At 47.2% G+C, this 14442-nt stretch carries 12 protein-coding genes; 4 read left to right on the top strand and 8 right to left on the bottom strand.

The annotated features are described in order from the left end of the window. Positions 1 to 19 precede the first annotated feature (19 nt). The 3 genes from metH to ACTQ16_RS06325 form a co-directional block, all read right to left on the bottom strand. Positions 20 to 2824 (bottom strand): methionine synthase, encoded by a 2805-nt coding sequence (gene metH, locus ACTQ16_RS06335; protein WP_441936660.1) that lies wholly within the window; start codon positions 2822 to 2824, stop codon positions 20 to 22. Positions 2825 to 2949: 125 nt separating this feature from the next. Continuing rightward, entirely contained in the window at positions 2950 to 3429 is a 480-nt protein-coding gene (gene smpB / locus ACTQ16_RS06330; protein WP_153126182.1) for an SsrA-binding protein SmpB, read from the bottom strand. Between the two features lie 70 nt (positions 3430 to 3499). Then, positions 3500 to 4003, bottom strand: a complete 504-nt coding sequence (locus ACTQ16_RS06325) for a DMP19 family protein (RefSeq protein WP_293628794.1) — start codon at positions 4001 to 4003, stop codon at positions 3500 to 3502. Between the two features lie 242 nt (positions 4004 to 4245). On the opposite strand from ACTQ16_RS06325, the gene ACTQ16_RS06320 reads away from it, so the two are divergent. Together ACTQ16_RS06320 and ACTQ16_RS06315 are read left to right on the top strand one after the other, a co-directional pair. After that, complete coding sequence (locus ACTQ16_RS06320) at positions 4246 to 4947, top strand: iron-sulfur cluster assembly scaffold protein (RefSeq protein WP_006849036.1); 702 nt, start codon at positions 4246 to 4248, stop codon at positions 4945 to 4947. Between the two features lie 15 nt (positions 4948 to 4962). Next, a complete protein-coding gene (locus ACTQ16_RS06315) occupies positions 4963 to 5976 on the top strand; it encodes a GGGtGRT protein (protein WP_295023261.1) in 1014 nt (337 codons plus the stop codon). Between the two features lie 308 nt (positions 5977 to 6284). On the opposite strand, the gene ACTQ16_RS06310 is transcribed toward ACTQ16_RS06315, so the two are convergent. Continuing rightward, entirely contained in the window at positions 6285 to 6488 is a 204-nt protein-coding gene (locus ACTQ16_RS06310; protein WP_441932185.1) for a hypothetical protein, read from the bottom strand. Between the two features lie 922 nt (positions 6489 to 7410). On the opposite strand from ACTQ16_RS06310, the gene ACTQ16_RS06305 reads away from it, so the two are divergent. Together ACTQ16_RS06305 and ACTQ16_RS06300 are read left to right on the top strand one after the other, a co-directional pair. Beyond that, positions 7411 to 7986: an HU family DNA-binding protein gene (locus tag ACTQ16_RS06305; protein ID WP_441936658.1), complete on the top strand. Its 576-nt coding sequence runs from the start codon at positions 7411 to 7413 to the stop codon at positions 7984 to 7986. Positions 7987 to 8191: 205 nt separating this feature from the next. Beyond that, positions 8192 to 8284, top strand: coding sequence for a smalltalk protein (locus tag ACTQ16_RS06300; protein ID WP_153121823.1), 93 nt, complete (start codon positions 8192 to 8194; stop codon positions 8282 to 8284). A gap of 138 nt (positions 8285 to 8422) precedes the next feature. On the opposite strand, the gene ACTQ16_RS06295 is transcribed toward ACTQ16_RS06300, so the two are convergent. From ACTQ16_RS06295 to ACTQ16_RS06280, 4 genes are all read right to left on the bottom strand, one after another. After that, on the bottom strand, positions 8423 to 9346 hold the full coding sequence (locus ACTQ16_RS06295; protein WP_294967623.1) for a zinc ribbon domain-containing protein: 924 nt from the start codon (positions 9344 to 9346) through the stop codon (positions 8423 to 8425). Positions 9347 to 9364: 18 nt separating this feature from the next. Then, the gene (locus ACTQ16_RS06290) at positions 9365 to 11314 is read right to left on the bottom strand and encodes a peptidase U32 family protein (RefSeq protein ID WP_441936656.1); all 1950 of its coding nucleotides are present in this window, start codon (positions 11312 to 11314) and stop codon (positions 9365 to 9367) included. 25 nt (positions 11315 to 11339) lie between these two features. Next, positions 11340 to 12257: a homoserine O-acetyltransferase MetA gene (gene metA / locus ACTQ16_RS06285; protein WP_293628777.1), complete on the bottom strand. Its 918-nt coding sequence runs from the start codon at positions 12255 to 12257 to the stop codon at positions 11340 to 11342. A 117-nt stretch (positions 12258 to 12374) separates the two neighbouring features. Next, on the bottom strand, positions 12375 to 14408 hold the full coding sequence (locus ACTQ16_RS06280) for a M13 family metallopeptidase (protein WP_441936655.1): 2034 nt from the start codon (positions 14406 to 14408) through the stop codon (positions 12375 to 12377). Positions 14409 to 14442 lie beyond the last annotated feature (34 nt).

The raw sequence follows: 14442 nt of genomic DNA, 5'->3' as shown, positions 1-14442 counted from the left end.
ACATTTGTATTCTTATCTTTTAGAACAGCTCCAGCTTGTTCTTTCTTGCTTCTTCAAGCGATGCTATCTTGGCCTGCTGCTCGTGATATTCGTTGCGGAGGCGCTCATAGCGCTCATCCAGCTCTGCCACGAACTTAGGGCATTCGGTCTCGTTGAGGAAACGGGTGCAGATGCCGGCATTGAGCGAAGCATCCTTCACCCAGATAACCGGACCGTCGTAAACCGGGGCTATCTTCAGCGCCACATGAAGCTCGCTCGTCGTGGCTCCACCCACCATGATAGGGATACGGAGCCCCGCCTTCTGCATTTCCTTCGCCACATGAACCATCTCCTCGAGCGATGGCGTAATCAGGCCGCTCAGTCCTATGGCATCCACCTTTTCCTCTATCGCCTTCTTCACGATCTGTTCTGCAGGAACCATGACGCCCAGGTCGATGATTTCGAAGTTGTTGCACGACATCACCACGCATACGATGTTCTTGCCGATGTCGTGGACGTCGCCCTTCACCGTAGCCATCAGTATCTTGCCAGCCGAGGTACTGCCACCCTGTTTCTCTGCCTCGATATGAGGCTGGAGGATAGAAACCGCCGATTTCATCGTACGTGCGGTCTTCACAACCTGAGGCAGGAACATTTCGCCCCTGCCGAAGAGTTCGCCAACAAGGTTCATACCGTCCATCAGCGGACCCTCGATAACGTTCACGGCATGGGGATATTTCTGCAGAGCCTCGTCGATATCCGGCTGCAGGAACTCGGTGATGCCCTTCTGCAGCGCATACTTCAACCGCTCTTCTACAGGCTGTTTTCTCCATTCCGGAGCCGCCGGTTTCTTCACCGGAGCACCGCCAGCCTTGGCAGCTGCCTTGGCTGCATCTGCCTTCGCCTTGATTTCGGCAGCCAGCTCGATAAGGTCATCGGCAGCACCCTTTCTGCGGTTCAGCACCACGTCCTCGATGAGTTCAAGCTGTTCTTTAGGTATCTTGTCATAATCCATTCTGGCTTTTGTATTTACGATACCGAAATCCATGCCCACTTTCTGGGCGTGATGCAGGAAGACGCAATGGATGGCTTCACGGATATAGGTATTGCCACGGAACGAGAACGAGAGGTTGCTGACTCCACCGCTCACGTGGGCCCCAGGCAGATTCTGATGAATCCACTCGGTGGCACGGATGAATTCCACGGCATAGTTGTCGTGTTCCTCCATACCCGTAGCGATGGCGAGTACGTTAGGGTCAAAGATGATGTCGAGCGGATTCATGCCCAGCTTGTCCACCAGCAGTCGGTAAGCACGCTCGGCTATCTCGATGCGGCGCTCAAAGGTAGTAGCCTGACCCACTTCATCGAAGCACATCACCACCACGGCAGCGCCATATCGCATCACGTCCCTGGCATGCGAGAGAAATACCTCCTCACCCTCCTTCAGCGAGATGGAATTGACGATGCACTTGCCCTGGCAGCATTTCAGTCCAGCCAGGATCACCTCCCATTTAGAGGAGTCTATCATCACCGGAACCTTGGCTATCTCCGGCTCAGCCGCTATCATATTGAGGAAGTTCACCATCTCAGCCTTCGCATCCAGCAGTCCGTCGTCCATATTGACGTCTACCACGGCAGCTCCGTCAGCCACCTGCTTGCGTGCGATACCGATGGCTTCCTCATAACCTTTTTCATTAATCAGACGCAGGAACTTCCTGCTACCAGCCACGTTACAGCGCTCACCCACGTTCACGAACCTGCTGGCGTCCACCGGCAGATGAACGGAGTCATCCACCTGCAGGAGGTCCAGTCCCGAGAGCCACATATACTTAGGCTTCTCCACCACCTGATGCGGCTTCTTTCCTTCAGCCAATCGGGCATAATGAGCGATGAATTCGGGACTTGTGCCACAGCAGCCGCCGATGATGTTCACGATGCCTTCATCGATGAATTCGGCGATTTTCGGAGCCATCGACTCAGCCGTCTCGTCATATTCGCCCATTTCGTTAGGCAGGCCGGCATTAGGATGGGCACTGATATAATAAGGTGCCACCTTGGCAAGATGCTCGATAAACGGCTTCATCTGAGGCGCACCGAAGGCGCAGTTCATGCCCACGGAGAAGATAGGATAAGGCGAGAGCGAGGCTAGGAAAGCATCCACCGTCTGACCGCTCAGGGTTCTTCCTGCCAGGTCGCTCACCGTCAGACTGATCATGATAGGCAGCTCCACCCCATGCTTCTTCATCATGGTGATGGCAGCATCAATCATCGCCTTGCAGTTGAGCGTATCAAAGATGGTTTCGATGAGAATCACGTCCGCGCCACCCTCTATGAGACCATCCACCTGTTCGCAGACATCGGTGAAGAGTTCATCGTATGTAATCTCGCGGGCGGCAGGGTTGCTGACGTCCGGACTCATGGAGCAAGTCTTGTTGGTTGGTCCCACGTCTCCGGCAACGAAGCGTGGCTTGTCGGGTGTAGAAAACTTATCACATTCGATGCGCGCCAGTCGTGCGCCCTCGAACGCCATCTCGCGGGCGCAGTCTTCCAGGTGATAATCCGCCTGCGAGATGCGCTGGCACGAGAAGGTATTGGCTGTGATGATATCGGCGCCAGCCTCCAGGTAGCGTCGGTAGATGTCCGAGATGACATCAGGTCGGGTGATGTTGAGCATGTCGTTGTTGCCCTTCATCATTCCCGGTACATCACGGAACCGCTCACCTCGGAAGTCATCCTCGGTCAGATTATATTTCTGAATCTCCGTACCCATGGCACCGTCAAGAATCAGAATCTTCTTTTCACATTGAGCTTTGAACTTTGAACTTTGAACTTTATGATTTGTCATATTATCCTAAAAACTTAAATAATGAAGAGTATTTAAACATCGAGAAAAGAACCGCCCGAAATGACTAACATCATTAAAAGATGCATTTCATAAAGTTCAACGTTCAAATCTCAACGTTCAAAGTCTTAAAAGTGCTTAATGGCTCTATCCATTTCTCTTCTGTCCTCTTTCTCCTTCAGAGTCTGACGCTTGTCATACTCCTTCTTACCCTTACAGAGGGCGATATCCACCTTGGCACGGCCCTTGTCATCGATGAAGATGAGCGTAGGGACGATGGTGAAGCCCGGCTGCTTGCTGTCCTCTTCCAGTCGGCGCAGTTCGCGCTTGGTAAGGAGCAGCTTGCGGTCTCTGCGCGCCTCGTGGTTGCCGAACGAGCCGTAGAAGTAGGGAGAGATGTTCATTCCCTTCACCCAGAGCTCGCCCTGATAGAAATCGCAGTAACAGTCTACCAGCGATGCCTTACCACCGCGGATAGACTTAATCTCAGTACCCGTGAGCACGATGCCCGCGGTATAGGTGTCAACGAAGAAGTATTCGAACGAAGCCTTCTTGTTGCGTATCTGTATCGGACTCTTCTTTCGGAGTTCCTGTTCTTGCTTGTTCATATATATATAATAATGTATAATTTATAATGAATAATGAATAATTAAAAAGTAATCATTAAACACTAAACAATCAAACTATCGTTCCGAAGTTCTCGATATGCTCATCGATGTAGAACGCCACCCTGCTGGTCCATTCCTCCTCATTTTCAACGAATTCATCGTCGAAATCATCAAATTCCGGAAACTTCTCGTAGAGCGCCATGAATTCCTCATCGCTCATCTCGCCCTCGATGTCCTCATGATGGCTCTTATATAGGAAATGGCTCTTCTTGATGAGCTTCGACAGCTCCACCAGCCCCCAGTTGCGGAACGCCTTGTCCGTAGGATTCTTCCATAGGAAGGCGCCATAGCCGTTGTGGATGAGCTGTATCATGCCCCCATCCATCATCTCCTCGTGCAGGGTGTCCCACGCCAGGAGCGTAATCTGGTCGCTGTTCAGCTCAGCCATGTTCTGGGCAGTAAGCTCCCCGCCTATCGCCTCCCGGATGGCATCTACAAACGCCTTCACAAAATCGTCCATGCCCGCTTCGGCAGCCTGCTGAAGCACGGCATCCTTTATCTTAACTTCGATCATAATCTACAAAAATTGCTATTTTTAGTTTGCAAAGATACATGAAATTGTGCATAAACCCAAGAAAAAATCTAAATATTAGGTTAAAGAGTTAAAAAGAATACTCATTTTTAGGTATTTTCCGGATTTTTTTTGTACTTTTGTGGTCGGAAATCATGTCGTAAGACAGATGTTTCAGCAAACAAAGTGAAATTACTATAAGGATTTATACTTATATATATTCATTAATATAAAATTTAGCGAATATGATCTATTCTAAAGAAGTAGACAACATGTGCGTTGTCGCTAAGGGTCCTAACCACGGACCAGCTCCAATTCCTGAAGAGGGAAAATGGATTCAGGCAAAAGAGATCAAAGACATCTCTGGTTATACTCACGGTGTGGGTTGGTGTGCTCCTCAGCAGGGTGCTTGCAAGCTCTCTTTGAACATCAAGGAAGGCGTTATCCAGGAAGCTCTTGTTGAGACCATCGGTTGTACTGGTATGACTCACTCAGCTGCTATGGCTTCTGAGATTCTCCCAGGCAAGACTATTCTTGAGGCTTTGAACACTGACCTCGTTTGCGATGCTATCAATACAGCTATGCGCGAGCTCTTCCTCCAGATTGTTTACGGTCGTAGCCAGAGCGCTTTCTCTGAGGGCGGTCTCGTTATCGGTGCAGGTCTTGAGGACTTGGGTAAGGGTCTTCGTTCACAGACAGGTACTCTCTATGGTACTGTAGCTAAGGGTACACGTTACCTCGAGTTGACAGAGGGTTACATCACAAAGCAGTTCCTCGACAAGGACAGCCAGGTTTGTGGTTACGAGTATGTTCACCTCGGCAAGATGATGGAAGCTATCAAGAACGGTATGGACGCTAACGAGGCTGTCAAGAAGTTCACAGGTAGCTACGGTCGTACGACTGCTGAGCAGGGTGTTGTTAAAGCTATTGATCCACGTAAAGAATAATAAGGAGATACAGATATGATTAGAAAAGTAAGTTACGAAAGTCAGGAACGTCGCGAGAAGCAGGTTCTTGCTGCTCTTAATGCTAACGGTATTCAGAGCTTGGAAGAGGCTAATCAAATCTGCGAGGACGCAGGTGTTGACCCTTATCAGATGTGTGAAGATACTCAGCGTATCTGCTTCGAGAACGCTAAGTGGGCGTATGTAGCTGGTGCTGCTATCGCTATCAAGAAAGGTGTTAAGACTGCTGCTGATGCAGCAGAGGCTATCGGTATCGGTTTGCAGGCTTTCTGCATCCCTGGTTCTGTAGCTGACGACCGCAAGGTTGGTCTCGGTCACGGTAACTTGGCTGCTCGTTTGCTCCGTGAGGAGACTCAGTGCTTCGCTTTCTTGGCTGGTCACGAGTCTTTCGCTGCTGCTGAGGGTGCCATCAAGATTGCTGAGATGGCTAACAAGGTTCGCAAGAACCCATTGCGCGTTATCTTGAACGGTCTTGGTAAGGATGCTGCTCAGATCATCAGCCGCATCAACGGTTTCACATACGTTCAGACAAAGTTTGATTACTACACAGGTGAGTTGAAGGTTGTTAACCGCATCGCTTACAGCGACGGTCCACGTGCTAAGGTTAACTGCTACGGCGCTGACGACGTTCGCGAGGGTGTTGCTATCAACTGGAGCGAGGATGTAGACGTATCTATCACTGGTAACTCTACCAATCCTACACGTTTCCAGCACCCAGTAGCTGGTACATACAAGAAGGAGCGTGTGGCTGCTGGTAAGCCATACTTCTCAGTAGCTTCTGGTGGTGGTACAGGTCGTACATTGCACCCAGATAACATGGCTGCTGGTCCTGCTTCTTACGGTATGACTGATACAATGGGTCGTATGCACTCAGACGCTCAGTTCGCAGGTTCTTCTTCAGTTCCTGCTCACGTAGAGATGATGGGCTTCCTCGGTATGGGTAACAACCCTATGGTAGGTGCTACAGTAGCTATCGCTGTAGCTATCGACCTCGCTATCAACAAGAAGTAATTTTCTTTGAGATAACAAACAGATAAGTATAAATGTTGAGGGTGTGTCATTCTGAATGGCACACCTTCCTTTTGTTTGCTATAACCAGATAATCTTTTCTAGATTATCGTGATCCAGATACTTTCGCCTCTGTCGCGAGCCGCTTCCATGACGTTGATGAGTTGATGCTGTCAGATGCGGGAGTCCACCACCATGCCCTCGAAATTCGGCACGCCCAACAGATAGAGTCTGCCTATGTATAAGTTCTTTTTTAGCTATACGCTTTAATACTATTTCCATTAGTCTGAATGTTAAGTGTTTCCAAACCATTAAACGCTAAAAACTCTCAGGTCGAGTCCGTCGGAACGAAATAACAGCTTCTTAAAACTGAATAACTGAATACTGAACACCTTTCCACCTTGCTTTCCGTCAGCTCCGTCGACATTTTCGTCCTGCAGACGCACCATCTCAGCCTGGGTATAGGTGAGCTGTCCTTGTCCTCCATCACAGGCTGGATAAAATCCTTGACCCACTTGCAAAACAACTTACGCTCACGATTTTTCTTAATGTTAAAGGGTTGGACTGCGAGATATTCGCCAAATTTCTGTTTTCAGGAACGGCACCGGATTCCTATAAACAAAAAACGCCCGCAACCAGACTTTAGTTGTCTGACTACGGGTGCAAAGATACGAATATATTTTTATATTTACCTAGTACGTACTACGTACGCGTACTAGTACTACCTTCAGTAAAGGGGATATTTCATCCAGGAATTTTCTCGTCATCTTCTGCTCCATTCCTCTATTATACTTTCCCCTTATGCTGCCATGATACCCAGGGCGTATGGTACCTAAAAGGTTATTCAGTATTCAGTTATTCAGTTTTTTTCGCGATAGTAACCCTTTTTGTAGTTATAAATTGTAAGTAATTATTTTATATTATATATATATATTTATATATATATATAATATACTATCTATACAGAGAATTGTAACAACAGCGAAAAAACTGAATAACTGAATACTGAATACGTTTCCCGAAAACGGGTATTACTTTGTAATATGCTGATTTATATGGTAAAACATAGTTTTCTGTGCCACAAAACATAGAGATGCGCCCCACAAAACATAGAGTTTGATTTCTTTAACTAAGTTTCAAATCGTAAGTTGCTGAAAATCGCTCCTTATCACATGCAAAAATTTGGTAGATACAGAAAATCTTCGTATCTTTGCATTGTCATTAGAAGAAAGGCTGCACTCGGCATAGTTCAAGCAAGCTTGACTCTGCGCTCGTTTGCACTTTCTTTGCACCGTTGTTAAGAGATAACTGCTCCACTGTTGAAAGACAGGCGAAATGCAGGTATATGACAACTGCATCACCGTTCTGAGGGATAGGCGCCAGCCCGATGAACGAACTGAAAACTGAATTATTAACCCCTTTAAAAATTAATTGATTATGGGAATTGGAACTAGTAAGTATCGTAAAGTAATGCGTACCCCACAAAGTGGTGAGAACGCTGGTAAGAAACTCTGGTATGCTACTGCAGTGAGCGACCGAGAGATGAGCTTCGAGGACTTCGTAACTCACATCTCTGAACACAATTCGCCTTACAGCCGAGGCACCATCCACGGAGTGCTGATGGATACGCTCGACTGCCTGAAGGAGCTGATTCTCGACGGCAAGAGCGTGAGACTCTCAGACCTCGGCCTGTTCTCCATCGGTATGACCTCGCGCGGTGAGGAAACCAGAGAGAAGGTGACGGCTGCAAGCGTGCAGGGGGTTCACCTGATTGTGAGAAATACCAAGAACTGGAGTAATGCCGAGCTCAAGAAGCTCACCAAGATCGTGGCATACGATGAGTATGTAGCCGGCGAAGGAGGCGGAACCTCCGGTACTCCTGGCGGAGGCTCAGGCTCCGGTGATACCACTCAGGGTGGCGGCGGCACTCAAGAGGGCGGCGGCTCTCAGGAAGGCGGCGGCACTCAAGAGGGCGGCGGCGGTAACACCGATAGTGGTGACGTTGGCTTCTAGGCATAGCCCCTTCGGGGGCTTTGCTCAGGTACTGAAACTGAATTAATCACTAATAAATTCGAGTTTCGCAAGTGAGGGAATTGATTGAAGTTAAAGAAGTTATCACTCCCTACGGTCGTTCCTTCTAACTTCCCTAACTTCACTTAACTTCCCCATATGCGAAAGTTCAGTTAATCACTAATAAATAATCACTAATGAAATGAAAATGAAGCGTGAAACTTGGAAGACAATCATTCAGATCTTGTTGTCAATCGTAACGGCAGTAGCCGCATCGCTCGGAGTAACGAGCTGCATGTAATAGCAGTAATGTGCTGCATGTAATAGCTGTAACGAACTGCATGTAAATTTAGGTTCTTAATATCCTCTCCATTCTGAAAGCCCTCTCCTGTTTCCCCATGTTCAGGAGAGGGCTTTTGCAGGGGCAAACGAAAAACTATCATTTCCTTTTAAGGTATGCCGTGATGGCAAACCAGATATAGGCTACCAATAATACATAGCCGATATAATATAAAGTAAGCACACTGAAGATGATGTAATCCATGGCGCAGACACTAGCCAATCCGCCCAGATACAAGACTCCTTCGCCCCATGGCAACCGATGATACACCTCATCTACGCAAGCCAGTCCTACTATGACAACAGCCCATACAGCAGCAAGGAAGACTCCCAGGATGCGGGGTACGGCAAAAGGATTGAGCGTGGGATGGAAATAGAAATGTCGCCATGTTTCCGGTTCGAAGGTCTGAATGGTGGCATAGAATGCAGCTGAGATTGCTACCAGTATGACCAGTGCCGTAGGATATGGAGAATCTATATCATTGTAATGCACTATATAGATGTTGCTGCAGCTCACCTTGCGTATCAGGTAAGCTATGGCTATCACAACTATAATGACCATGAAAATCAGTAAATGCTCATTACTGAATGTCATGATAAACTCAGATATCGGGTCGGCAGGAACAACCTGTTGCAGCATTTTCGATTCCCGTGTCCAGCCGAATGTATTATCTTCTGTTGCAAGCTGAACCCATACGGAATCGATGGAATCCTTTGGAACCATACGGATATCCGTTACTACCAACAGCATGTCTTTCTTTACTGCAAAAGAATCTACCGGCAATTCACTCATCAGTTCCTCAGGCTGTTGCTTGACAAGTACGAGTGAATCCTTGAATACCATAAAGTTGAATTTATTGGTATAATGGTGCGTCGTAGAAAAGGAAATGGAATCCAGCTGCTTGTTGCTATATTCAATGAGTGCAGCATGCTGCTGATGAGAATTATAACGATGATAGCAGCTACTGAGCATCATTGTGATGCCCAGTAACAGTAAGATGTATATGTGTTTCATTCTCATCATTTTCTATCGTTTATGAATTTAGTCAGAATATATGTTCATCTGACAAACGTTGCACGCAAATTCCAGTCTGAACCTTCTGCCATCGCCCAACTCCAGATAAAGCGGTTCTTTCCATGTTGGCTTCCTGCCACCACGCTTTACGCAATAGCCAAGGGAGTAGCGGATGCAATGGCGACACTGCATGATGAGGCAATCGTCGGTCTTCGTGCCTTGAATGGAGGTCTTGCTTAATTCGAAGGCTTTCTCCGTATGATTCAGCCCATGCTGCTTGTAAAACTCATGTGCACTCTTGTTGGCAATGTTGTAGAGATAACCATATTTGCCATATTCCCTCTGCCAGACTTTCACTTTGTTATCTCCTTCCGCATTACTCAGATGGCTGGAAACTGTCTTTGCTTCTGATGAAATATCAGCATTCTTTTCGATGTCTTCCATCAGATTTCTGCGCAACTCAGTCAGTACGCTGCTCGGAATGAAATAGTTGTCAGCCTGGTTCTTTATCTCCACTTCCCTGCACTCATAGATGGTACCGCCAAGCTTACTGAGCTGTCTGACGATATTATCATGCTGAGGCTTTTGAGCCGGATTGTGTTCAAAAGCCACAATACCCTTGCCCAGATAGTTGGAATCATCAGAACCCCATCCTATTCCCTGTTCTCTGACATATTGCGCTTCGGCAGAGAATCCGCAGTGACCATCCTCATCATACAGACTGAACGTAATCCTGACAGGAATCTTTCTTTCTGCCGTTTTTCCTGCGAGAATCTTTTCAAAAGCCTGGTCATTGTTACGGTACAAGCCCATTCCCGGACGTAAGTTCATCGGCATTTTCAATGGGTACAGACGGTTGCCCTGTGCACGGTTCACGCGGAAACCTTCCAATTCGTGCTCATCATTGATGAAGCACAAGCCATCACCATTGGTAAAACTGGCGATACTGGCTACATTGAAACTGTTGCCACGGATTTCCTTGACCTTGCCTACAAACTCGCCGATTGCCTTCGGAGTATCGAAACTTGCAATATCCGGCTGGCGTCCTTTCAGGAAATAGTTTGTAAAACCACGATTGAATGTCTTCTTTAAATTGGCTTCAAATTCATATCGTGGACGTCCAAAAGACGGGCGTGCATACTTCTGGGGATGTTTCCTGCAGATTTCATCAAGGCGCTGGCTATAGGCTGAAACAACGTTCTTGACATAACCTGCATCCTTCAATCTTCCTTCTATCTTGAATGAGCAGGCACCCGCATCAGCCAAAGCCTCCAGATTGTCGATTTGGCACATATCCTTTAAGGAAAGGAGATGACGCTGATGTTCTATTTCCTTGTTGTCCGCATCCAGCAAGTTGAACTTCATGCGGCAGAACTGGGCGCATTCGCCACGGTTGGCAGAGCGGCCAAAGCACCTCTCGGAAGCATAGCATACGCCGGAATAGCTTACGCATAATGCACCGTGAACAAACACCTCCAGGTCCATATCCGGAACAGCCTGATGTATGTCGGAGATTTCCTTAACGGACAGTTCTCTTGCCAGGACAGCACGGTTGAATCCCAGAGCCTGAAGCCATTTTACCTTTTCAGCACTTCGCGTATCGCATTGCGTACTAGAGTGTAATTCCCTTGTCCAGGTGAAGTCTACAGCTGAAGGACCCTTACCCTGCAATGCATACAATACTCCCATGTCCTGCAACAGGAGAGCATCAACGCCAGCCTCCTGCAAGTCACGGATCATATCCAGCGTATCATTGAGCTCAGAATCATAAATGATGGTATTGACAGTAACATGCACCCTTGCCTGATATTGATGGGCATAGCGGCATAGCTGTCTGATATCATCCAGAGAATTGCCGGCTGCAGCACGTGCGCCAAATCTTGGTGCACCGATATAAACAGCATCTGCACCATGGTCAATGGCTGCAATTCCACATTCAAGATTCCTGGCTGGTGCCAAAAGTTCCAGTGTTCTCATTATCTATATCTTCTTAAACTTTAGCTTACTTGATATCATCAATATTGTATGGTGTCTCCTGGTAAACGTAATAGTTGATCCAATTGCTGTAAAAGAGATTGGCATGGGCACGCCATGTTACCAATGGTGCCTGCATCGGGTCATCATTATAATAATAATTCTTCGGCAAGTCAACATCATCACGTTTTCCCATATCCCGTTTATACTCCTTGTCAAGCGTATTTGGGGCATATTCCAGATGACCGGTAACAAAAAACTCTCTTCCACCTCGTGCCATCACGATACTGACTCCACTTTCCTGTGATTCGGCAATAATATCGAGTCCCGGAACCTTGATGATATCCTCACGGCGCACTTCAGTATGGCGACTATGCGGCATGTTGAAATAATCATCGAATCCGCGGAAAATAGGAAGAGTAGAATCAAGCGGCTTCTGTGGAAATATACCAAACATCTTTTTATCCAGCTGATATTTTGGAACTCCATAGAAATGGTATAATCCAGCCTGAGCACCCCAACAGATATACAATGTTGATGTAACGTGGGTGCGTGCCCAATCGAATATTTCCGTGATTTCCTTCCAATACTGCACATCTTCATACTCCATGGTCTCGATAGGTGCACCAGTTACAATCATGCCATCAAACTTCTGTTTAGACAATTCCTGGAAGTCCTTATAGAACATCATCATGTGTTCTATAGGTGTATTCTTTGGAGTATGACTCTTCAGTTTCATGAAATAAACTTCCAACTGGAGTGGCGTATTGGAGAGCAGACGTACAAGGTCTGTTTCCGTTGTAATCTTAAGTGGCATCAAATTGAGCACACAAATCTTCAATGGACGAATTTCCTGGCTATGAGCACGGCTTTCATCCATGACAAATATATTTTCATGCTTCAGCAATTCTATTGCAGGAAGCTTATCTGGTAGTCTTAATGGCATATTCTGTTTTTCCCTTTCTTTTTAATTTGGTGCAAAGTTACTAATTTTAGGCGATTTAAACAAAAAAAGGATGCTAAATTTCTATAGCATCCTTTAATTAATTACGATTTATTCATTTTACCAAAGTTCCAGACGCTCATTCTTAGGAATGAACATCTTGTCGCCCTGCTTTACACCGAATGCCTCATACCAGGCATCAATGTGAGGAAGAGCACCATCTACACGCCACTTGCCAAGCGCATGAGGATCGTTCTTCACACGGTTGCGAATCTCCTTCTCGGTGATGTTCTGACCCCATACACCTGCGTAAGCAAGGAAGAAGCGCTGATCAGCAGTAAAGCCATCCTTGTTCTTCAAAGGCTTCTTGGCTGTCGCATTCTTGAATGCATTGAAGGATACCATCAAACCTCCGTGGTCGGCAAGGTTCTCACCCAATGTAAAGCGACCGTTGGCATTCAGGTCTGGCAATACCTTGATGTTGCTGAAGAAATCAGCATACATATCTGCACGCTTGTTGAAGCCCTCTGCATCAGCAGCGGTCCACCAATCCTTCAAGTTACCGCTGGCATCATACTGGCGACCCTGATCGTCGAATCCGTGAGTCATCTCATGACCAATCACTACACCAATAGCACCATAGTTGAATGCCGCGTCTGCCTTGGCATCAAAGAATGGATACTGAAGGATACCTGCAGGGAAGCAGATCTCATTGGTGGTAGGATTATAGTAAGCATTCACAGTCTGTGGAGTCATATACCACTCATCTCTGTTGACTGGCTTACCAGCCTTCTCAGAAATCTCCTTATTGTTGCGGAACTGACGGCAGGCCATCACGTTCTCATAGAAACTCTTGGATGGGTCGATGGTAAGCTTGCTATAGTCGGTCCACTGGTTAGGATAACCAATCTTGACATAGAACTTATCGAGCTTATTGTGGGCAGCAGCCTTGGTCTCTGCACTCATCCACTTCTGAGCATCGATACGCTGACCGAGACTCACCTGGAGATTCTTGACCAAAGTCTCCATCATCTTCTTGGATGACTCAGGGAAGAACTTCTTGCAGTAGATTCTGCCGAGTGCCTCACCCATCTGAGCATCTACCTGAGAGGTAGCACGCTTCCACAATGGATGGTCTTCCTTTCTGCCACTCATGGTCTTGCCGAAGAAATCGAAGTTTGCCTCTCGGATCTCATCGGTGAGATAAGCAGAAGAGCTGCCGATGACACTCCACTCCATCAATGCCTTCAAGGTCTCAGCATCCTCAGCAGCAGTAATCTTGTCATAACCAGCCATGAATGCAGGCTGACCCACAATCATCTCCTGGATATATTCACTCTTGATGCCCTCGCCGTTAGCCAATGCCTCGAGAGGGATGTTTGGATAATTCTCCTTGAACTGCTTCAGGCTCATCTTGTTGTAGTTAGCCTGTGGGTCACGGAGTTCGGTACGGCTCTTGGAGATAGTAGCAAGACTGGTCTCGTGGAGGAATACCTTCTGTGCCTTCTTGGCTGCATCGGCAGCAGAGAAGCCATAGAGCTGGAACATCTTTGCCACGTAGGTCTTGAAAGCCTCACGGATAGCTACGGTAGCAGCATCGTTGTTGAGGTAATAATCCTTGGAACCGAGAGTCAAGCCACCCTGCATCACATTGTAGATGTTCATGGTAACGTTCTTCTCGTCAGCACCGAAACCGGTACCGAAACCTACGCCCAAGCCCTGCATGGCATACTTCACCTGCAGTTTCTGGAGCTCAGCCTTGTTCTTGGCAGCTGCAATCTCGTCGAGGAGAGGCTTTACAGGAGCAATGCCCTCCTTGTTGCGGCGGTCGATATCGAGCGACAACTTGTAGAAGTCGGAAAGCTTCTGCTCGATGGTTCCAGCCTTGTAGGTCTTCTTCTTGAGCTCATCAAGGATAGAGTTGATACGCTTGTTGCTGTTCTCAGCCAACTGATCGAAACTACCATAACGGCTGTAGGCAGCAGGCAGCGGATTGTTCTTCTGCCAGCCACCGGTAGCAAACTGATAGAAATCATCAGCAGGCTTTGCTGTCTTGTCAAGATTGCTCAAGACAAGTCCCGACTTGTTCTGGGCATCAGCAGCCAAAGGCATGGCTGCGAGCATCATCATCGGAAGGATAAACTTCATTTTCATTTTCTCGTTATTTATTATTGATTTAATTATTCAA

Origin of the sequence: Prevotella sp. LCP21S3_D2 (assembly GCF_052118345.1) — a bacterium.
In the GTDB taxonomy this organism is placed as follows: domain Bacteria; phylum Bacteroidota; class Bacteroidia; order Bacteroidales; family Bacteroidaceae; genus Prevotella.
This window is presented reverse-complemented; position numbering and strand designations above follow the sequence as displayed.